Source organism: Streptomyces sp. NPDC029956 (genome assembly GCF_055574655.1).
The window spans coordinates 23,388-43,904 of sequence record NZ_JBVHZJ010000063.1 but is presented as its reverse complement, the minus strand read 5'-3'; the positions used below and the strand labels follow the sequence as shown (position 1 = coordinate 43,904).

Genomic DNA, 20,517 nt, shown 5'->3' with positions numbered 1-20,517 from the left:
AGGGGGTTGGTGTCCGACGGGGGGTCAGACCGCCATCCCGTACACGATGGTGAACAGCGTCCCCAGGGATCCGATGATGAAGACGCCGGTCAGACCGGCCACGATGAGGCCCTTGCCCTGTTCCGCGCTGAAGGTGTCGCGGAGGGCGGTCGCGCCGATGCGCTGCTTGGCCGCTCCCCAGATGGCGATGCCGAGGCAGAGCAGGATGGCCACGGCCATCACCACCTCGATCATGATCTTGGCCTCGGCGCCCAGGCTGCCGAAGGGGCCCCAGTTCGGGGCGATTCCACCGATGATGGTGGTGATGTCGCCTTTTTCTGCCGCCAGGTACATGTAACTCACCGCCCCTGTATGGGTAGTTAGTCGCCCCTGCCGGACGGCATGGGTCATCGCCCTATCTTCGCTGATGAAACCGCTCGCGTGTGACGGCTTGACGGCTCTCTTTACCCGATCCCCGCACATCTGACCGACTTGACCGTCTTGACCTGCGGTGGTCTGGCCGGTTTCTATGCAAAGACGCGTATGGTCACTCTGTGTATCACGGAGAGTGACTCCGGGCAATGATTGTCGTTGTTGCACTCTTGGGGCGGTGTCGGCGGCCCACCGCCTAGACTCGTTCCCCGGGGCGTACTGCCATGAGCCGAGGGGTGGTTGACGGTGCGTAGGGCCGGCAAGGCGTGGCTGGTGGCCGGTGGGGCCTTCGGGGTCTGTCTGAGCTTCGTCGCACTGCTCGTCGTCGGTACGTACTCGGCGGCGGCGGGTCTCGCCGGCGGCGCGGACGGCCGCGCGAACGGCTCCGTGGGGCTCGCCAAGGGCGCCGTCCCGGCGCTCTATCAGGGGCTCGTGCAGAAATGGGGCAACCTCTGCCCCGCCATCAACCCGGCCCTGCTCGCCGCACAGCTCTACCAGGAGAGCGGCTGGAACCCGCGGGCCGTCTCCTCGGCCGACGCGCGGGGCATCGCCCAGTTCATCCCCGGCACGTGGGCCGGTCACGGGGTGGACGGCGACGGGGACGGCGACCGGGACATCTGGGACCCCAAGGACGCGATCCCCTCGGCCGCCTCGTACGACTGCGAGCTCGCCGGCTATGTGAAGAACGTGCCCGGGGACCCGGCGAGCAACATGCTGGCCGCGTACAACGCGGGCGCGTACCGGGTGATCAAGCACGGCGGGGTGCCGCCGATCAGCGAGACCCGGAACTACGTACGCATCATCAAGTCCCTGGAGAAGAGCTTCGCCCAGCCCGTCGGCCGTGTCGATCCCTCCCGGCAGGCGGCCAGTGCGATCCACTACGCACAGGGGAAGCTCGGCACCCCGTACCTCTGGGGCGGTACGGGCACGGCCGCGCAGAACGGCCGGTTCGACTGCTCGGGGCTCACCCAGGCCGCGTACGAGAGCGTCGGCATCCGGCTGCCGCGCGTGGCCAACGACCAGTACAACGCCGGACCGCACCCCTCGCGCGAGGAGCTGCTCCCCGGGGACCTGGTCTTCTTCTCCGACGACCTGACCAACTCGCGGGCCATTCGGCACGTCGGCATCTACGTCGGCGGCGGGTACATGATCGACGCACCGCGCACCGGGGCGGTGATCCGTTTCGACCGGATCGACACCCCGGACTACTTCGGTGCGACCCGGGTCACCGCGGAGGGCGCGGCGGCGCTGCCCACCCATCTCCCGCAGGCCTGAGCGGTGCAGACGGACCGTCGGCAGGTACGCGCCCGCCGGTCGTACCGGACATGGCCGGAACTCTCCGTCATGCACAGGCCCTGAGCTGCGGTGAGCCGTCACTCTTCGATAACGTCATCATGATCCATCGGAGAGATCGGAACGTGCGCCTCAGGCGGTTCGTTCCTTGGTCCGACCGCTCTGACCACGGGGGTTGGAAAACACAGACACGAGAGCAAGGGGCCTCAGCAGATGGCTGGACTCGCATCGGACGGTTCGAACCCCGATGTCAGCCTGCTCTACGACATCAACGGGCTGGCCAAGGCCGCCCCGCCGTGGTTCGACCGCGTCATGGAGTTCGTCGGCGAGTACGGGATCATGCTCGCGATGGCCCTCGTCATGCTGTGGTGCTGGTGGAGCGTCCGCCGCCGCGGCACCCTGGCCGACTCCGTCTCGGCCGTCGCCGGGCTCGTCTGGGCCCCGCTGGCCGCCGGCGTCGCCCTCCTGGTGAACATCCCCATCCGCGGCTTCGTCGAGCGCCCCAGGCCCTTCAGGGACCATCAGGGGCTCGAGGTCCTCGTCGCGGGGAAGACCGACTTCTCCTTCGTCAGCGATCACGCCACGCTGGCGATGGCCCTCGGTGTCGGTGTCTTCGTCGCCCACCGCAGGTTCGGGCTGGCCGCGATCGGCCTCGCCCTCGCCGAGGGCTTCGCACGGGTCTACATGGGGGTCCACTACCCGACCGACGTGATCGGCGGCTTCGCCCTCGGTACGGCGGTGGCGCTGCTCCTCGCCCCGCTCGCCCTCGCGCTGCTCACCCCGGTGATCTCCGCCGTCGCCCGCTCGGGCCGCTGCGCGGGGCTGGTCCGCTCCCGCCGGGCCGAGCCGACGCGGCACCCGGAGGCGATCGGCATCCCCGAACCGCGCATCGGGGGCCCGGCCTCCGGCCCCGGCCACAACGACCTCGCCGCCTAGGGTCCGTCCGGCGTCCGGCGGACGGACGTTCCCGCCCGCGCGGCCTCGCCGCCCGGGTCTCGAACGTGACGGCAGGTCCTAGCCCTCCGTGGTCCCCGTGGCGCGGAGGTGGTCCGCCGCGTCCGTGCGGGCCCGGTCCCGGGATCTGCGGGCAGGTCCCGTCCAGCCGCAGCTGCAGCGAGCGAGCGCGAACGAGCCGCGCTCCGACATCGTGGTGGTGTGGGGGGAGGGCTGCGCGTGCACCTCACCACCGTACTGCGCGTGACGGCACGCCCCGACCGTCGTTATGCGGATCGGGCGTCCCCAGGGCCCGCGGGCCCGGGGAAGGGCGTGTCCCGGGCAAACAGCGGTGAGGCGTTGGGGGTTGGCAGGCGATGGTGGTGCAGCTGAGATACGGTCGTCCGGGCATCCGCGGGAGCGGGGCGTTCGCCGTCACCGCCGTCCTGGTCGGCTCCCTCGTCGGGACCGCGGGAGCGGTCACGGGCTGCGCCGCCCCCGACGACGCCCGGCCGAAGACCGACCCCGCCCTCGCCGTACGGAACGCCCCCGACGCACTGACGAAGGCCGGCACCGCCAAGGCGAGCACCTCCATGGAGATGGCCTCGGGCGGGACGCGGGTCACCATCCGGGGCGAGGGCGGCTACGACTTCCGGCGCCGTACCGGCCGGCTCCAGGTGGTGCTGCCCAAGGACCCGGCCGGGACCAGCGAGCACCGGCCGATCACCGAGCTCCTCACCCCCGGCGCCCTCTACATGAAGAACCGGGGGGCCGGGGTGCCCGCCGACAAGTGGGTGCGGGTCGACACCACCACCCTCGACGACGGCAACCTCGTCACGGGCGGGGCCACCGATCCGGCCGCCGCGGCGGAGCTGCTGCGGGGCGCCCGGAAGGTCACGTACGTCGGGGAGGTCGATCTGGCAGGGGTGAAAGTCAGCCACTACCGGGGGGTCGCGGACATCGCGCACGCCGCCCGGGTCGCCTCGCCGCAGCTCCGGGGGGCGCTCGCCGCGGCGGCGAAAGGGTTCGCCACGGACACCGTGCCCTTCGACGCGTACCTCGACGGGGAGGGGCGGCTGCGGAAGGTGCGCCACCAGTTCAGCTTCAGCAACCAGGGCCGCACGGTCGCGGTCGCGTCGACGACCCTGCTGTACGGCTTCGGGGTCCCGGTCCGGGTGACGCTGCCGGACCGCCGGGACATCTACGCCGGGAAGATCAAGGCCTGATCGGCCTGACCTGGCCCGGTGTCGGCGTGGACCATCGGCAAATGGTCCGGACGTGTCATGCGCGGTGCGTGTCGCCGTCCCTACGCTGGGAGACCGCTGGGAGACCGACGCCGGCAGGAAGAGGTGGATGCGCGTGGCCCCGCCCGGTACAGCAACCGTGACCGCAGACCCGGACTGCGTCGCCCTCGCCGAGATCGAACTGTGCGGCGAGCTGATCATCGCGGCGTCCGCCGCGGACGGGGAGCGGCTCAGCGCCGACCGGATCGACGAGGTGCTGAGGGTGGCGGTGGAGCGGGCCGTGGAGGACCTCTGACGGGACGGCCCGGCTCACCACCGCATACGGGAGGAGCGGGTGCAGCGGGGGGAGGAGCGGGAGGGAGGCCTCAGGTCCGCATCATGCGGGCGATGGCCTTCGTGGCCTCCTCGACCTTGGCGTCGATGCCCTCGCCGCCCTTGGTCGCCGCCTCCGCGACGCAGTGCCGCAGGTGCTCCTCGAGGAGCTGGAGGGCGAACGACTGGAGCGCCTTCGTCGAGGCGGAGACCTGCGTGAGTATGTCGATGCAGTAGACGTCCTCGTCGACCATCCGCTGGAGACCGCGGATCTGGCCCTCGATCCGGCGGAGTCGCTTGAGGTGCTCGTCCTTCTGCTTGTGGTAACCGTGCACGCCGTGCTCGTGGTCGGCCGGCCCGACGGCCTCGACGGCCTCGGGGGTGACCTGGTCCGCCTCGGTGGTCGTCATGGCGTCCTCCCGTTGTCCAATAAGGGGGTGTATACCCCTCGTGGGTATATGGTACCGATCCCCGCCGATCCGGGCGGGGGCCCGTGCTGTTCACTGTGCCTGATGGGCGACACTGAGAGACGCCGGTTAGCCGTGGCCGGATGATGCGCCTAGCATCAGCCTGACCGAAACCCAGCACCCCGAGGACCTCACGTGCGATTTCGTCTGACCCCCAGGGAGACGAGCTTCTACGACATGTTCGCCGCGTCCGCGGACAACATCGTCACGGGCTCGAAACTCCTGATGGAACTGCTCGGAGCGGAGCCTTCCGCCCGGGCCGAGATCGCGGAGCGGATGCGGGCAGCGGAGCACGCCGGCGACGACGCGACCCATGCCATCTTCCACCAGCTGAACTCCTCGTTCATCACTCCGTTCGACCGCGAGGACATCTACAACCTCGCGTCCTCCCTCGACGACATCATGGACTTCATGGAGGAGGCCGTCGACCTGGTCGTCCTCTACAACGTCGAGGAGCTCCCCAAGGGCGTCGAGCAGCAGATCGAGGTGCTGGCGCGGGCGGCGGAGCTGACCGCCGAGGCGATGCCGAACCTGCGGACGATGGCCAACCTGACCGAGTACTGGATCGAGGTCAACCGGCTGGAGAACCAGGCGGACCAGATCCACCGCAAGCTGCTCGCGACGCTCTTCAACGGCAAGTACGACGCCATCGAGGTGCTGAAGCTCAAGCAGATCGTCGACGTGCTGGAAGAGGCGGCCGACGCGTTCGAGCACGTGGCCAACACGGTGGAGACCATCGCGGTCAAGGAGTCCTGAGGCTTCGTGGACACCTTTGCTCTGATCGTGACCATCGGTGTCGCGCTCGGCTTCACCTATACGAACGGCTTTCACGACTCGGCCAACGCCATCGCCACCTCGGTGTCGACGCGTGCGCTGACCCCTCGCGCGGCCCTGGCCATGGCCGCCGTCATGAACCTCGCCGGTGCCTTCATGGGCAGCGGGGTCGCCAAGACGGTCAGCGAGGGCCTGATCGAGACGCCGCACGGCGACAAGGGGATGGGAATCCTCTTCGCCGCGCTGGTCGGCGCGATCATCTGGAACCTGGTGACCTGGTACTTCGGTCTGCCGTCCTCCTCCTCGCACGCCCTGTTCGGCGGCATGGTGGGTGCGGCGCTGGCCGGCGGTACGGAGGTCATCTGGGGCGGCGTCCTCGACAAGGTCGTCATCCCGATGTTCATCTCGCCGGTGGTCGGTCTCGTGGCCGGTTACCTGGTGATGTGCGCGATCATGTGGATGTTCCGCAAGGCCAACCCGCACAAGGCCAAGCGCGGCTTCCGTATCGCGCAGACGGTGTCGGCGGCCGGCATGGCGCTCGGCCACGGTCTGCAGGACGCGCAGAAGACGATGGGCATCGTGGTGATGGCCCTCGTCATCGCCGATGTGCAGGACTCCGGCGACGACATCCCGGTGTGGGTGAAGATCGCGTGCGCCGTGATGCTCTCGCTGGGTACGTACGCGGGTGGCTGGCGCATCATGCGGACGCTCGGCCGGAAGATCATCGAGCTCGACCCGCCGCAGGGTTTCGCGGCGGAGACCACGGGCGCGTCGATCATGTTCGGGTCGGCGTTCCTCTTCCACGCGCCGATCTCGACGACCCACGTCATCACCTCCGCGATCATGGGCGTGGGCGCGACGAAGCGGGTCAACGCGGTCCGGTGGGGCGTCGCCAAGAACATCATTCTCGGCTGGTTCATCACGATGCCGGCGGCGGCGCTGGTCGCTGCGGCGAGCTTCTACGTGGTGCAGCTGCTCTTCGGCTGACGGGCGATCCCCCCGCTGTCTGCTGGGGGTCCGGGGGTCGCGCCCCCCCGGGGGGCGCGGTATCACGATGCCGGCGGCGGCGCTGGTCGCCGCGGCGAGCTTCTCCGTGGTGCAGCTGTTCTTCGGCTGAGGCCGGTGCATGGCTTGAAAGGGTCGGGCCCGGCTCCCCTGTGGGGGAGCCGGGCCCTTCGTCGTACGGTGGCACCGCCATGCAGCACCGCAGACGAGTCTCTGTCCGAGGCTCAGCCGAAGCGGCCCGAGATGTAGTCCTCGGTCGCCTGGACGCTCGGGTTCGAGAAGATGCGCTCGGTGTCGTCGAGCTCGATCAGCTTGCCGGGCTGGCCGACGGCCGCCAGGTTGAAGAAGGCCGTGCGGTCCGAGACGCGGGCGGCCTGCTGCATGTTGTGCGTCACGATGACGATCGTGAAGCGCTCCTTCAGCTCGCCGATCAGGTCCTCGATCGCCAGCGTCGAGATCGGGTCGAGGGCCGAGCAGGGCTCGTCCATCAGCAGGACGTCGGGCTCGACCGCGATGGCGCGGGCGATGCACAGACGCTGCTGCTGACCGCCGGAGAGGCCGGAGCCCGGCTTGTTGAGGCGGTCCTTGACCTCGTTCCAGAGGTTGGCGCCCTTGAGGGACTTCTCGACGATGTCGTTGAGCTGCGACTTCTTGTACTTGCCGTTGAGGCGCAGGCCCGCCGCCACGTTGTCGAAGATCGACATGGTGGGGAAGGGGTTCGGGCGCTGGAAGACCATGCCGACCGTACGGCGCACGGCGACCGGGTCGACGTTCGTGCCGTACAGGTTCTCGTCGTCCAGCATCACCTTGCCCTCGACGCGGCCGCCGGGGGTGACCTCGTGCATCCGGTTCAGGGTGCGCAGGAAGGTGGACTTGCCGCAGCCGGACGGGCCGATGAAGGCCGTCACGGAGCGGGGCTCGACGGTCATGGAGATGTCGTCGATCGCCTTGTGGGCGCCGTAGTAGGCGGAGAGGCCGCTGACGTCGATGCGCTTGGCCATGTGAATCACTTCCAATGTGCCGCGGTCAGCGGCCGGTCTTGGGGGCCTTCCAGCGGGCGATGCCGCGGGCCACCAGGTTGAGGATCATGACGAAGGCGATCAGGACGAGCGCTGCGGCCCATGCGCGGGACACGGCTGCGTCGGTGCCGACCGCGTACTGCTCGTACACGTAGAGCGGCAGGGAGGACTGAGCGCCTTCGAAGGGGTTCGGGTTGATGAGCTTCGTACCGAACACGAGGAGCAGGACCGGGGCCGTCTCACCGGTGATACGGGCGACCGCGAGCATGACGCCCGTGGTGATGCCGCCGATCGCGGTGGGGAGGACCACCTTCAGGATGGTGCGCCACTTGGGGATGCCGAGGGCGAGGGAGGCCTCGCGGAGCTCGTTCGGGACGAGCTTGAGCATCTCCTCGGTGGAGCGGACCACGACCGGCATCATCAGGATGGCGAGGGCCATCGCGCCGGCGAAACCGGAGGGGCCGAAGCCCAGCATCAGGTTCCAGGTGGCGAGGATGAAGAGGCCGGCGACGATCGACGGGATGCCCGTCATGACGTCGACGAAGAAGGTGACGGCCTGGGCGAGCCTGCCGCCGCCGTACTCGACGAGGTAGACGGCGGTGAGGAGGCCGATCGGGGCGGCGATCACGGTCGCGATGGCGACCTGCTCGATGGTGCCGAGCAGCGCGTGGTAGACACCGCCGCCGGCCTCGGCGTCGAGGACGCCGTTCATCGAGTGGGTCAGGAAGTACATGTCGAGTACTTCCATGCCCTTGCTGATCGTGACCCAGGCGAGGGAGAGCAGCGGGATGACGGCGAGGACGAAGCAGACCCAGACGAGGCTGGTGGCGACGCGGTCCTTGGCCTGGCGGCTGCCCTCGACCTTGGTCGTCAGCACGTACGTGATGACGACGAAGAGCAGCGCGGCGAGCATGCCCCACTGGACCTTGCTGTGCCAGCCGGCGCCGAGGCCGATGCCGACGCCCGCGGCGATGGAGCCGGCGGCGATGGCGATCGGGCTCCAGCGGGGGAGGCGGGCGCTGGAGAGCGAACCGGCGCGCTTGACCGTCGCGACCGGACGATCCTGTATGGCGTGGCTCATGCCGCGGCCCCCGAGTACTCCTTGCGGCGGCCGATGATCCAGCGGGCGGCGCCGTTGACCAGCAGGGTGATGGCGAAGAGGACGAGACCGGACGCGATCAGGGCGTCCCGGCCGAACTCGTTGGCCTCGTTGAACTTGGCGGCGATGTTCTGCGCGAACGTGCCGCCGCCCGGGTCCAGAAGGTGGCCCGAGATGAGGAAGCTGGGGGAGAGGACCACGGCGACGGCCATGGTCTCGCCGAGTGCGCGGCCGAGGCCCAGCATGGAGGCGGAGATGATGCCGGAGCGGCCGAAGGGCAGCACCGACATGCGGATGACCTCCCAGCGCGTGGCGCCGAGGGCGAGCGCGGCTTCCTCGTGCATCTTCGGGGCCTGGAGGAAGACCTCACGGGTGACGTTGGTGATGATCGGAAGGATCATGATCGCCAGCAGGATGCCCACGGTGAAGAGGTTGCGGGCGGGGCCGTCGTTGGCCTTGTCGAAGATGTACGTCCAGCCGAAGTACTCGTTGAGCCACTTGTTGAGGCCGTCGAGGTACGGGACGAGGAAGATCGCGCCCCAGAGGCCGTAGATGATGCTGGGCACGGCGGCGAGCAGGTCGACGACGTACGCGAGCGGCTTGGCCAGCTTGCGCGGGGCGTAGTGCGAGATGAAGAGCGCGATGCCGATCGCGACGGGCACGGCGATGGCCATGGCGATGATCGACGAGACGACCGTGCCGAAGGCGAGGACGGCGATGCCGAAGACCGGCGGGTCGCCGGCGGGGTTCCACTCGAAGGTGGTGAAGAAGTTCGTGCTGTCCTTCGAGATCGCGAGGACGGCGCGGTAGGTGAGGAAGCCGGCGATCGCGGCCATGATCACGAGCAGGGTGATGCCGGAGCCTCGGGACAGACCGCTGAAGATGCGGTCCCCGGGGCGGGACGCGCTCTTGGCGCTCCGGCTCCTGTTTATGTCTGGTGTGGTGGTAGCCATCTGCTTCTCCGGTCTGCGGGGCCCCTACGGACGTACGGGCTCCTGGCGGCGGTGCACCGGATGCCGGTTCCGGCCCCCTCTGGGTGGGGGCCGGAACCGGCCGGGGGTCAGGACAGGGTGGGGACGATCGCGCGGACCTTCGCGGCGATCTCGGCCGGGAGCGGCGCGTAGCCGGCTTCGGCGAGGACCTTCTGGCCCTCCTCGCTGACGGTGTAGTTGAGGAAGGCCTTCAGGGTCGGCAGGGTCTCCGCCTTGTTGCCCTTGTCGCAGGCGATCTCGTAGGTGACGAGGACGATCGGGTAGGCACCCTCGGCCTTCGTCGCGTAGTCGAGGGAGAGGGCGACGTCGCTGCCCGTGCCCTTGACCTTGGCGGCGGCGATGGCCTTGGACGCGTTCTCCGAGGAGGCGGCGACCGGGGCGGCGGCGCCGGTGTTGATGCTGACGGTGGAGATCTTGTTCGCGGTGGCGTACGAGAGCTCGAAGTAGCCGATGGAGCCCTCGGCGTCCTTCACCGCGGTGGCGACACCGGAGGAGCCGTTGGCGGCCTGGCCGCCCTGGGCGGGCCACGACTTCGACTTCGGGTCGTGCTTCCAGTCGGCGGCGGCCGCGGTGGAGAGGTACTTGCCCAGGTTCTGGGTGGTGCCCGACTCGTCCGAGCGGTGGAAGGCCTGGATCGAGCTGTCGGGGAGCTTGGCGCCCGGGTTCAGCTTGGCGATCGCCGGGTCGTTCCACTTGGTGATCTTGTTGTCGAAGATCTTGGCGATGGTGGAGGCGTCGAGGACCAGGTTGTCCACGCCCTCCAGCTTGTAGCCGATGGCGATGGGGCCGCCGACCATGGGCAGGTTGACGCCCTTGCCGCCCTTGCAGATCTTCTGGGACTCGGTGACCTCTTCGTCCTTCAGGGCGGAGTCGGAGCCCGCGAAGGCGACCTGGCCCTGGTTGAACTTGGTGATGCCGCCGCCGGAGCCGATGGCCTGGTAGTTGATCTCGACACCGGAGCACGCGGCCTGGAAGTTCTTGACCCAGAGGTCCATCGCGTTCTTCTGCGCGCTGGAGCCGGCCGCGAGGAGCTGGCCCTTGGCACCCTCGCACGCGATGTTCGAGGCGGCGGCGGAGGTCGTGGTGCCGCCTTCCTTGGCCGGCGTCTCCGTGTTGTTGTCCGAGCCACACGCCGAGAGGACGAGCGCACCGGAGACGACGAGGGCACCGATCGCGGAGGCGCGAAGCCCGTTCTTGCGCGAAAGCTTCACTTTCGGGTGTTCCTTCCAGAAGCCGCCTTGTCGCGGACCGAGTGTCCTGAACGTTCTACGGCGGCGTGTGTCGGTGGGCGGTGCATCGTGGAGCGCTGTGCACCGTGTAAGGCCGAAATTAGGCAGAACAGGTGAAGCCGTCGACGGAACAGAGTGAACGGAAAGTGAACCGTGCCGTAAGGCCGGGTGCGGGGCCCTCGGGCGGGCGGCCGCGGAGGGTGGCCTCCGGGGGGCGCTGCCGGGAGCCGAAGGCGGTGCACTGCCCGGGCCGCTTCACGGACGCTGCCCGGGCGCTTCACGGACGCACGTCCTTTCCCCGGGGGCATCGCCGTCGACGGCGAGCACCCCACGGGCGCTCGCCGTCGACGGTCGGCTGAGGTCAGCCGGTTGTCGTGGTGACCGCGGCGTCCAGGAGTTCGCGGTCCCTGGGCTGGGTGAGGCGGGCGCGGGCCGCGGCCGGGGGCAGCCAGAGCAGCCGGTCGACCTCGCGGCTCGGCGTGAAGGTGCCGTCCAGGGCGCGCGCCGACCAGTACGCGACCTCCTTCGGGCGCCCGTCCACCGTGTAGTGGACCGTCGGCAGGCGGGGGCCGAGCGCGCAGGGCCGGCCCGTCTCCTCCAGGACCTCGCGCAGCGCGCAGTCCTCCGCCGACTCCCCGCGCTTCCGCTTCCCCTTCGGATGGGACCAGTCGTCGTACTTCGGTCTGTGGACGAGGGCGATCTCGATGCCGTGGCCGGAACGCGCCGGGCGCCAGAGGACGCAGCCGGCGGCGAGGATCGGGGGCTCGGGGGTGGGGGCGGTCATGGGACGGGTGCCGTCGTTCTCCGCCAGGCGCGTTGGAAGGCGAAGCGGGAGGCCTCGACCTCGTGGCGCTGGTCGGCGTGGAGGACGCCCAGGGCGTACGCGGTCGCCGGGGCGATCCGGGGTGTGCGGGCGGCTGCGGCGGCCGCCGACGCGGCCTCGGCGGCGTCGCGGTGGCGGTCGAGGGCCCGGGCGGCCTCGAACAGGACGGCGTCGGGTTCGCCCCCGGTGTGCAGGGCCTCGGTGGCGTACCGGTGCAGCCGGAGCAGGAGCCGCGTCTGGTGCCAGGGGGCGTCCTGGCTCTCCCCGGCGGCGAGTGCGAGGGCGTCCGCGTTGTACGGGTGGGCCGCGCGGGTCAGCGGCAGGGCGGCCACCGAGTCCAGGAGGCGCCGCTCGGCGACCTCGGCGGGGCCGTCCAGGACCTCGACGGCCGGGGCGCCGCCCACGGGGCCGAGGGGGACCTCGGAGGCGAGGAGCGCGACGGCGTCGGCGACCGCGTGGAAGCGGGCCGAGCCCAGTGCCTGGAGCGACGCCGAGTGGGCGCGCGTCCGGGCCAGGGTCAGCTGGCGTTCCAGGAGGGCGCCCGCCCGGGCGGCGCCGACGGTGAGGCCGGCCGCCTCGCTGCCGCGGGCGGCGGGGACGGGGCCGCTGCCGCTCAGCCCGCCCGGACCGCCCGTGCCGTTCGACAGGCGGGACAGCGCGTCCACCAGGCGGACCAGCCGCGAGGTGCAGGCGTGCTCGAGGGCGAGGGTGCCCGAGAGCCAGGCGAGCTCGGTGCGCAGCTGGTCCGCCCAGGCCGTGTCGAGCAGCGGCCGGAACGTGTGGAGCGTCCCGCCGATGCGGCGGGCGGAGCCGCGCAGGGTGCGGGCCGCCTCCTCCGATCCGGCCGTGTCCGAGCCGCTCTCGCGGTGGAGCCGGAGGCCGCGGAGGAAGTCCGCGGCCCGGGCGTGCAGGTAGGGGGCCAGGACCTCGCCCGCCGAGACGTCCTGCGACTGGTCAGGGTTGTGCACGCCGGCGCCTCCGCGCGTCGATGAGCATCTCCTGGACGTGCCGGAGCGGTCGGCCGTCGGGGTCGGTCGCGTGCCGCGTCCAGTTCCCGTCGGGGCCGAGGTGCCAGGAGGAGGTGGTGTCGGACATCCCGGTCTCCAGGAGCCGGGTGAGCGCTGCCCGGTGCGCCGGGTCCGAGACCCGCACGAGGGCCTCGATCCGGCGGTCCAGGTTGCGGTGCATCATGTCGGCGCTGCCGAACCACACCTCGGGTTCGCCGCCGTTGCCGAAGGCGAAGATCCGGGAGTGCTCCAGGAAGCGGCCGAGGACGGAACGGACCCGGATGTTGTCCGAGAGGCCGGTGACCCCGGGGCGTACGGCGCAGATGCCGCGGACCCAGATGTCGACCGGGACGCCCGCCCGCGAGGCCTGGTAGCAGGCGTCGATGACGGCCTCGTCGACCATCGAGTTGACCTTGATCCGGACGTACGCGGGCCGGCCGGCGCGGTGGTGGGCGATCTCCTTGGTGATCCGGGAGACGAGCCCGTCGCGCAGCGACTTCGGGGCCGTGAGCAGGCGCCGGTACGTCTCGCGGCGGGAGTAGCCGGAGAGCCGGTTGAACAGGTCCGAGAGGTCCGCGCCGACCTGGGGGTCGGCGGTCAGCAGGCCCAGGTCCTCGTAGAGGCGGGCCGTCTTGGGGTGGTAGTTGCCGGTGCCGACGTGGGAGTAGCGGCGCAGCAGCTCGCCCTCCTGCCGTACGACGAGCGACAGCTTGCAGTGGGTCTTCAGGCCGACGAGGCCGTACACGACGTGGCAGCCGGCCTCTTCCAGCTTGCGCGCCCACTTGATGTTGGCCTGCTCGTCGAAGCGGGCCTTGATCTCGACGAGGACGAGGACCTGCTTGCCGGACTCGGCGGCGTCGATGAGGGCGTCGACTATCGGCGAGTCGCCGGAGGTCCGGTACAGCGTCTGCTTGATCGCGAGGACGTCCGGGTCGGCGGCGGCCTGTTCCAGGAAGGCCTGGACGGACGTCGAGAAGGAGTCGTACGGGTGGTGGAGCAGGACGTCCCGTTCGCGCAGTGCCGCGAAGATGTCCGGTGCGGACGCCGACTCGACCTCGGCGAGGTCGCGGTGGGTGCCGGCCACGAACTTGGGGAACTTGAGCTCCGGCCGGTCCTGTCCGGCGATGCCGAAGAGGCCGGTGAGGTCGAGCGGGCCGGGCAGCGGGTAGACCTCGGCGTCGGAGACCTTCAGCTCACGGACGAGCAGGTCGAGGACGTAGGGGTCGATGGACTCCTCGACCTCCAGGCGTACCGGCGGGCCGAAGCGGCGCCGCATGAGCTCCTTCTCCAGGGCCTGGAGCAGGTTCTCGGCGTCGTCCTCCTCGACCTCCAGGTCCTCGTTCCTGGTCACCCGGAACATGTGGTGCGCGAGCACCTCCATGCCGGGGAAGAGCTCCTCCAGGTGTGCCGCGATGACGTCCTCGAGGGGGACGTAGCGCTGCGGGGAGGCCTCCAGGAAGCGGGACAGCAGCGGCGGCACCTTGACGCGCGCGAAGTGCCGGTGGCCGCTGACCGGATTGCGTACGACCACGGCGAGGTTGAGGGAGAGTCCCGAGATGTACGGGAAGGGGTGCGCCGGGTCCACGGCCAGCGGGGTGAGGACCGGGAAGATCTGCTGCCGGAACAGGGTGAAGAGGCGCGCCTGCTCCTTCTCCGTGAGCTCGGGCCAGCGGATCAGGTGGATGCCCTCGTCGGCCAGGGCCGGGGCCACGTCCTGCTGGAAGCAGGCGGCGTGCCGGGCCATGAGTTCGCGCGAGCGCGTCCAGATCAGGTCCAGGACCTCGCGGGGCTGGAGGCCGGAGGCCGAACGGGTGGCGACGCCGGTGGCGATGCGGCGCTTGAGGCCGGCGACCCGGACCATGAAGAACTCGTCGAGGTTCGACGCGAAGATCGCGAGGAAGTTCGCCCGTTCGAGGAGCGGGGTGGTGGGGTCCTCGGCCAGTTCGAGCACGCGCTCGTTGAAGGCGAGCCAGCTGCGCTCCCGGTCGAGGAATCGCCCCTGCGGCAGTTCGTCGGCGAGCTTGCCGTCGTCCTCGTAGGTGTCCGGGTCGGAGTCCAGGTCGGCGTCGAGATCGGTGACGACGGCGCCGTTCACCACCGTCGCGCGGCGTGCGGCTATCGCGTCGGCGGGCGCGGGAGCGGACGACGGGACGGACGGCGTGGCGGAGGACTGGACCGGGACCTCGGCGGGCTGCTGGCTCATGGCCCCATTCTTCCGCGCGAAAGGGTGGTTGGGCGCGTCGGAGCGGGCCGTGGGGGAGGGAAGTCTCCCTTTGGGGAGGGCCGCCCTGCCGGGCGGGGTCACGGAGCGCTTCATTGCGTGAGCGTCGCAAGCGCGTCTGAATGGCCGGTAACGACGACATGTCGTCCGGGAATCGGGGGCGGGGCCGTGTGCGGGCCCCGCCCCCGGTTTCTCAGGGAGTGTTACGGGTGCCGGGCGCGCAGGACGCGGAAGGCGGCGACGGCCGCCAGGGCGGCGAGGGCGAGGAGGATGCCGCCCTCGATGAGCTGGGTGGGCCAGAAGTGTGACTCGGGGTGGTAGTCGACGTACTGGCTGGTGACGCCGCGCTGGGCGAGGCAGCGCTCGAACAGCTTCATTCCACCGTCCTGCATGCTGTCCAGGCCGGGGACCCTGTTCACCTCGTCCCAGCAGACCGACTGGTCGAAGCGGGCACCGGAGGCCGTGAGCAGCCCCGCGTCCATCATCAGGCCGTCCCCCGGTGTCCAGAGCGTCGGGCCCGCGGGGCCGGTGACCGTGTCCACCGGGAGGAAGGACCAGCGGAACGCGCCGAGGACCAGCAGGGCCACGCCCATGACCAGGCCCGTGGCCGCCATGGCGACGAGGGTGCGCCGGATCAGCAGGCCGATGAGCCCGCCGACGGCGACGGCCGCGAGGACGTACGCGGGAAGCACGAGGCCGCCTGCCGCGTACGGTTCGCTGTCGGCCCAGTGGAAGTTGAAGCTGCCGGAGACGCGGCCCCAGCCGAGCTGGTAGACGCCCATGAGGGCGAGGGTCGCGGTGAGGGCGACGGCGGACGTGGTGAGGAGCTTGGAGCGGAGCCAGGCCGCCGGGCTCACCGACTGGGTGAGGGAGAGCCGGTACGTCCCCGACTCGAATTCGCGGGCGACGAGCGGGCCGGCGACGAAGGCGCCGACGAGCAGCGGCAGGACGAGCAGGTACATGCCGCCGTATTCGAGAGCGATCCGCAGGGCGTCGTAGCCGCGGTTGCCGTCGGGGGCGTATCTCTGGCCGCCCTCGAAGTAGCGGTCGGGGGTCTGGGCGTCCCAGATCCGCAGGCCGCCGATCACGGTGAGGGACAGGGCCACCGCCGCCCCCACCAGCCACAGCGTGCGGCGGTACTGGCGGACCGTCACCCAGTAGGGGCCCTTCAGGGCGAGGGTGCTCATGCCGGGGCTCCTTCGGTGGTGCGGAGGTGGGCGAGGAGGAGGTCCTCGAGGGAGGGGTCCCGGGTCTCCCAGGGGCCTTCGACCGGCCCTTCGCGGCGTATCAGGGCGGTGAGTTGACGGCCCGTCGTGCGGGACTCGACGACCGTGTGCGGGGCGAGGTCGGCGACCGGGCCGGTGATCAGGGTGTGGGCGGCGATGAGCTCGTCGACGGGTCCGTCGAGGCGGATCCGGCCGCCGTGGAGCAGCAGGAGGTGGTCGCAGGCGCCCTCCAGCTCGGTGAGGATGTGGGAGGACATGACGACGGTGGTGCCGCGTTCGGCGGCGTCGGCCATGAGCAGGCCCATCAGCTGGTGCCGGGCGAGGGGGTCGAGGTCGGCCATCGGCTCGTCGAGGAGGAGCAGTTCGGGTCGCTTGCCGAGGGCGAGTGCGAGGGCGACGCGGGTGCGCTGGCCGCCGGAGAGGGTCCGTACGACGGTCTCGGGGTCGAGCGTGTCGGCCAGGACGCGCCGGGCGGCGGCGTCGTCCCAGCGGCCGGGGTTGAGTTCGCGGCCCATCCGCAGGGTGTCGGCGACGGTGAGCCGGGGGTGGAGCGGCTTGTCCTGGGCGACGTAGGCGAGGTGTTCGCGGGCCGGGGCGTGGAGGGTTCCCTCGGTGGGGCGGAGGAGTCCGGCCGCGAGGGCCAGGAGGGTGGATTTTCCGGCGCCGTTGGGGCCGACGAGGGCGCAGACGCGGCCGGTGGGGAGGGCGAAGTCGCACTCCCGCAGGGCCCAGCCGCGGGTTCTTCCCCCGTATTTCTTGCCCAGGAGATCGGCCTCCAGCGCGATGCCGTCTCTCGTCATGCGTCGTCCCCCTCGAAGTGTTCCTTCAGTACGGATGTGAAGAGCGCGGACACGTCCTCGCGGTCCAGGCCGGCGGTGCGGGCGCGGCGGGCCCAGTCGGAGAGTTCGCCGCGCAGGGGCGAGTCGGCCGGGCCGGTGCCGAGCGTGGCGCGGACGAAGGTGCCGAGGCCGCGGCGGGCCTCGACGAGGCCTTCGCGTTCGAGCTCGCGGTAGGCCTTGAGGACCGTGTTGGGATTGATGGCCGTCGCTTCGACGACCTCGCGTGCGGTGGGCAGTCGGTCGCCGGGCTCCAGGAGGCCCATCCGGAGGGCCTGTTTCGTCTGCTGGACGATCTGGAGGTAGGTGGCGACGCCACTGCGCCGGTCGATGCGGTACTCGACCACGATCGCTTCCACCACCCTTTCACTAATCAAGTAGTGAAAGGGTGGTGGAAAGAAGGGGGCGGTGTCAACCGCCCCCTGAGTCACAGGTGTGACAACTCCACGCCGATGACGCCCTGTTCACGGCGTCCTGCCTACGGCGCCACGCCGACGGCGTCCTGCCTACGGCGCCACGCCGACGACGTCCCGCTCACGGCTCCGTGCTCACGACTCCGTGCGGTACATCAGGTCCACCTCGTGCGTGACGAAGCCCAGCCGCTCGTACACCGTCACCGCCGCCGTGTTGTCCGCGTCCACGTACAGCATCGCCGTCGGCATCCCCTGCGCCGCCAGGTGCCGGAGGCCGGTCGCGGTGAGCGCCTTGCCGAGGCCGCCGCCCTGGGCGTCGGGCAGGATGCCGACGACGTACACCTCGCCGAGCTGCTCCTCGGCGTGGGTCTTCGTCCAGTGGAAGCCGACGAGCCGGCCGTCCTTCTCGGCGAGGAAGAAGCCCTTCGGGTCGAACCAGGGCTCGGCCATCCGGTCGTCCAGGTCCCGCTGGGCGAGCGAGCCCTGCTCGGGGTGGTGGGCGAAGGCCGCGGAGTTGACGGCCAGCCAGGCCGCGTCGTCCTGGCCGGGGACGAAGGTGCGGACGGTGACGCCCTCGGGGAACACCGGCTCCGGGATGTCGAGCGGGGTCAGGGAGCGGCGGAGCTGGCGCAGTTCACGGAAGAGCGTCAGGCCGAGGACCTGGGCGAGGTGCCGGGCGGCGGACTTCCCGCCGTGCGCCCAGACGCGGAGCCGCTTGCCGGAGGCGGCGAGCAGGGCGGTGCCGAGCGCCCGGCCGTGGCCGCGGCCGCGGTGGCCGGGGTGGACCACGAGTTCGGCGGCCGGGGCCTCGATGGGGTCGGTCTCCTCCAGCTGGGCGTAGCCGTACAGGTGGGGGCCGACGGTGAGGAGGAAGTGCCGCACGCCCTCGCGGCCGCCGTGCCGGAGGTAGAGCCTGCCCTGCTCGGAGACGGCGTGTACGCCGTCGGACCGGTCCGCGGCCTCCAGCAGGTCCAGTACGTCCTGGATCTGCTCGGGCGTGAGCTCGTCGTAGGTGTGGATCTGCCGTCCGGGTTCGAGGGCCGGCGCCGCGTCGGAAGTCATGGACCCGAGCCTACGGTGACCCGCGGCCGCCCCGGGGAAAGGCGACGGCAACTGTCTCGTAACCCGCTACCCCCTGTTGCGCTACGCGCGTTGACTCTAGGCTTCGCTGGCACGTCAGCAGTCGAGAGGCGCACCGGAACGGGCGCGGGGACAAGGGGAGCGATGGCAGCGACACCGAAGAAGAAGAGGACAGCCGGACGGATACTCGCCGTCGGCGCGGGGCTCGCCACCGTCGGCGCGCTCGTCGCCGCGCTGCCCGCGGGCGCCTCGGGCACCAAGGGCGGGAGCAACCACGGGCGGTACGTCGACGTCCAGCTGCTCTCCTTCAACGACCTGCACGGCAACCTGGAGCCGCCGACCGGCTCGTCGGGGCGGGTCACCCACACCAACCCGGACGGCACCACCAGGACCATCGACGCCGGTGGCGTCGAGTACCTGGCCACGCACCTGCGCCAGGCCCGCGAGGGCAACCGGTACTCCATCACCGCCGCCGCCGGCGACATGATCGGCGCCTCTCCGCTGGTCTCCGGGCTCTTCCACGACGAGCCGACCGTCGAGGCGCTCAACCGCCTGGATCTCGACGTCACCTCGGTGGGCAACCACGAGTTCGACGAGGGTGCCCAGGAGCTGGCCCGGATCCAGAACGGCGGCTGTCACCCGACCGCCGGCTGTTTCGAGGAGGGCAAGCGGTTCCGCGGAGCGGACTTCCCGTACCTCGCCGCCAACGTGACGAAGGAGAAGAGCGGCAAGCCGCTGCTCGACCCCTACTTCATCTGGGAGCGCAACGGCGTCAAGATCGGCTTCATCGGCGTGACCCTGGAGGGCACGGCCAACATCGTCTCCGCCGAGGGCATCAAGGGCCTGAAGTTCGGCGACGAGGTCGAGACGATCAACAAGTACACCAAGGTGCTGGAGCGCAAGGGCGTCAAGTCGATCGTCGCCCTGCTGCACGAGGGCGGCGCGCCGGCCTCGGGCTCGTACAACTACAACTGCGACAGCCCCGGCCCCGGCGACGGCATCTCCGGCCCGATCGTGGACATCGCGAAGAACGTCAGCCCGCAGGTCGACGCCCTGGTCACGGGCCACACCCACCAGGCGTACGCGTGCACCATCCCGGACCCGGCGGGCAAGCCGCGCACGGTCACGTCGGCGGCCTCGTTCGGCAGGCTCTACACCGACACGACGCTCACCTACGACCGCCGTTCCAAGGACATCGTCCGCACGGCCGTCGCCTCCGCGAACCACGTCGTCACCCGTGACGTGCCGAAGGCCGCGGACATGACCCGGCTGATCACCCGCTGGAACGCGCTGGCGGCGCCGATCGCGAGCCGTCCCGTCGGCTACATCTCCGGTGACGTCGACAACCCGGCCGACGTGTTCGAGAAGCCGCTGGGCAACCTGATCGCCGACGCGCAGCTCGAGGGCATGACCCCGGCCGACAAGGGCGGCGCGCAGCTGGCCCTGATGAACCCGGGCGGTGTCCGCGCGCCGCTGGTCCACAAGGCGTCCGGCGCCGAGGGCGACGGTGTGGTGACCTACGGCGAGGCGTACACCGTCCAGCCGTTCACCAACATGATGACGGCGGTCGACCTGACCGGCGCCCAGCTCATCACCACGCTCCAGCAGCAGGTCAGCGGTGCCAACCAGGCCGCCCCGAAGATCCTCCAGGTCTCGAAGGGCTTCACCTACACCCTGGACATGACGAAGACCGGTGCCGACCGGATCGTGACGTCCTCGGTGCGGCTGAACGGCGAGGCGATCGACCCGTCGAAGACCTACCGGGTCGCGATGAACGAGTTCCTGGCCGGTGGCGGTGACGGCTTCGCCGTCCTGAAGGAGCACAAGAACAAGCTGGTCGGCGCGTCCGACCTGGACATGTTCACCGGCTACCTGGCGGCGCACTCCACCCCGGGCGCCCCGCTGGCTCCGCCGGCGACGGGCCGGATCACGGTCGTGAAGTAACTCCGTACGTCCGAGGGGGCGGTGGACCGTTCGACGGTCCGCCGCCCCCTTTGTCTTCCGCCGACGCGGGCCTCTCGGCGCCTGTCGGCGCGGCACTCCGGCGTCTATGTGCGCGGACATTCCGGCGCCTGCGTGCGCAGGCACTTCGGCGCCTGTCGGTGCGGCACCCTGGCGCGTGCTGACGCGTAC

General features: G+C 70.6%; 20 protein-coding genes. 7 read left to right on the top strand and 13 right to left on the bottom strand.

The annotated features are described in order from the left end of the window. Window positions 1-24 precede the first annotated feature (24 nt). The gene (locus tag ACZ4XX_RS34135; protein WP_017242359.1) at window positions 25-333 is read right to left on the bottom strand and encodes a hypothetical protein; all 309 of its coding nucleotides are present in this window, start codon (window positions 331-333) and stop codon (window positions 25-27) included. A 324-nt stretch (window positions 334-657) separates the two neighbouring features. On the opposite strand from ACZ4XX_RS34135, the gene ACZ4XX_RS34130 reads away from it, so the two are divergent. From ACZ4XX_RS34130 to ACZ4XX_RS34115, 4 genes are all read left to right on the top strand, one after another. Continuing rightward, window positions 658-1,686, top strand: a complete 1,029-nt coding sequence (locus ACZ4XX_RS34130) for a C40 family peptidase (RefSeq protein WP_468511737.1) — start codon at window positions 658-660, stop codon at window positions 1,684-1,686. A gap of 231 nt (window positions 1,687-1,917) precedes the next feature. Further along, window positions 1,918-2,640, top strand: coding sequence for a phosphatase PAP2 family protein (locus ACZ4XX_RS34125; protein WP_468511727.1), 723 nt, complete (start codon window positions 1,918-1,920; stop codon window positions 2,638-2,640). A gap of 374 nt (window positions 2,641-3,014) precedes the next feature. Further along, window positions 3,015-3,863, top strand: coding sequence for an SCO4651 family lipoprotein (locus ACZ4XX_RS34120; RefSeq protein ID WP_468511726.1), 849 nt, complete (start codon window positions 3,015-3,017; stop codon window positions 3,861-3,863). Between the two features lie 127 nt (window positions 3,864-3,990). Then, the gene (locus ACZ4XX_RS34115) at window positions 3,991-4,176 is read left to right on the top strand and encodes a hypothetical protein (protein ID WP_030323327.1); all 186 of its coding nucleotides are present in this window, start codon (window positions 3,991-3,993) and stop codon (window positions 4,174-4,176) included. Window positions 4,177-4,246: 70 nt separating this feature from the next. Here ACZ4XX_RS34115 and ACZ4XX_RS34110 read toward each other — a convergent pair whose 3' ends face one another. Continuing rightward, a complete protein-coding gene (locus ACZ4XX_RS34110) occupies window positions 4,247-4,603 on the bottom strand; it encodes a metal-sensitive transcriptional regulator (protein ID WP_389041577.1) in 357 nt (118 codons plus the stop codon). 192 nt (window positions 4,604-4,795) lie between these two features. Here ACZ4XX_RS34110 and ACZ4XX_RS34105 point away from each other — a divergent pair, with 192 nt between their 5' ends. Both ACZ4XX_RS34105 and ACZ4XX_RS34100 read left to right on the top strand, forming a co-directional pair. Continuing rightward, a complete protein-coding gene (locus ACZ4XX_RS34105; protein WP_015035093.1) occupies window positions 4,796-5,416 on the top strand; it encodes a DUF47 domain-containing protein in 621 nt (206 codons plus the stop codon). A gap of 6 nt (window positions 5,417-5,422) precedes the next feature. Continuing rightward, window positions 5,423-6,421, top strand: a complete 999-nt coding sequence (locus ACZ4XX_RS34100) for an inorganic phosphate transporter (protein ID WP_402083925.1) — start codon at window positions 5,423-5,425, stop codon at window positions 6,419-6,421. Between the two features lie 242 nt (window positions 6,422-6,663). Here ACZ4XX_RS34100 and pstB read toward each other — a convergent pair whose 3' ends face one another. The 11 genes from pstB to mshD form a co-directional block, all read right to left on the bottom strand. Then, window positions 6,664-7,440 (bottom strand): phosphate ABC transporter ATP-binding protein PstB, encoded by a 777-nt coding sequence (gene pstB, locus ACZ4XX_RS34095; protein WP_121830846.1) that lies wholly within the window; start codon window positions 7,438-7,440, stop codon window positions 6,664-6,666. A 25-nt stretch (window positions 7,441-7,465) separates the two neighbouring features. Further along, window positions 7,466-8,539, bottom strand: coding sequence for a phosphate ABC transporter permease PstA (pstA, locus tag ACZ4XX_RS34090; RefSeq protein WP_468511725.1), 1,074 nt, complete (start codon window positions 8,537-8,539; stop codon window positions 7,466-7,468). Continuing rightward, complete coding sequence (pstC, locus tag ACZ4XX_RS34085) at window positions 8,536-9,510, bottom strand: phosphate ABC transporter permease subunit PstC (protein ID WP_329281174.1); 975 nt, start codon at window positions 9,508-9,510, stop codon at window positions 8,536-8,538. The genes pstA and pstC overlap by 4 nt, the downstream gene beginning before the upstream one ends. A 107-nt stretch (window positions 9,511-9,617) precedes the next feature. Next, window positions 9,618-10,760 (bottom strand): phosphate ABC transporter substrate-binding protein PstS, encoded by a 1,143-nt coding sequence (gene pstS / locus ACZ4XX_RS34080; RefSeq protein ID WP_468511724.1) that lies wholly within the window; start codon window positions 10,758-10,760, stop codon window positions 9,618-9,620. A gap of 379 nt (window positions 10,761-11,139) precedes the next feature. Next, the gene (locus ACZ4XX_RS34075; RefSeq protein ID WP_468511723.1) at window positions 11,140-11,562 is read right to left on the bottom strand and encodes an NUDIX hydrolase; all 423 of its coding nucleotides are present in this window, start codon (window positions 11,560-11,562) and stop codon (window positions 11,140-11,142) included. Further along, window positions 11,559-12,569, bottom strand: a complete 1,011-nt coding sequence (locus tag ACZ4XX_RS34070) for a CHAD domain-containing protein (RefSeq protein ID WP_468511722.1) — start codon at window positions 12,567-12,569, stop codon at window positions 11,559-11,561. The genes ACZ4XX_RS34075 and ACZ4XX_RS34070 overlap by 4 nt, the downstream gene beginning before the upstream one ends. Then, complete coding sequence (locus ACZ4XX_RS34065; protein WP_468511721.1) at window positions 12,556-14,811, bottom strand: RNA degradosome polyphosphate kinase; 2,256 nt, start codon at window positions 14,809-14,811, stop codon at window positions 12,556-12,558. The genes ACZ4XX_RS34070 and ACZ4XX_RS34065 overlap by 14 nt, the downstream gene beginning before the upstream one ends. Window positions 14,812-15,032: 221 nt before the next feature. Beyond that, entirely contained in the window at window positions 15,033-16,016 is a 984-nt protein-coding gene (locus ACZ4XX_RS34060; RefSeq protein ID WP_468511720.1) for an ABC transporter permease, read from the bottom strand. After that, window positions 16,013-16,855 carry an ABC transporter ATP-binding protein gene (locus tag ACZ4XX_RS34055; RefSeq protein WP_468511719.1) on the bottom strand — a complete coding sequence of 281 codons (843 nt, stop codon included), beginning with the start codon at window positions 16,853-16,855 and terminating at the stop codon, window positions 16,013-16,015. Before ACZ4XX_RS34055 ends, ACZ4XX_RS34060 begins: the two co-directional genes overlap by 4 nt. Next, a complete protein-coding gene (locus tag ACZ4XX_RS34050) occupies window positions 16,852-17,238 on the bottom strand; it encodes a GntR family transcriptional regulator (RefSeq protein ID WP_468511736.1) in 387 nt (128 codons plus the stop codon). The genes ACZ4XX_RS34055 and ACZ4XX_RS34050 overlap by 4 nt, the downstream gene beginning before the upstream one ends. A 201-nt stretch (window positions 17,239-17,439) precedes the next feature. Continuing rightward, window positions 17,440-18,366: a mycothiol synthase gene (gene mshD / locus ACZ4XX_RS34045; RefSeq protein ID WP_468511718.1), complete on the bottom strand. Its 927-nt coding sequence runs from the start codon at window positions 18,364-18,366 to the stop codon at window positions 17,440-17,442. Between the two features lie 162 nt (window positions 18,367-18,528). Here mshD and ACZ4XX_RS34040 point away from each other — a divergent pair, with 162 nt between their 5' ends. Next, window positions 18,529-20,328 (top strand): bifunctional metallophosphatase/5'-nucleotidase, encoded by a 1,800-nt coding sequence (locus ACZ4XX_RS34040; protein WP_468511717.1) that lies wholly within the window; start codon window positions 18,529-18,531, stop codon window positions 20,326-20,328. The last annotated feature ends 189 nt before the right edge of the window (window positions 20,329-20,517 follow it).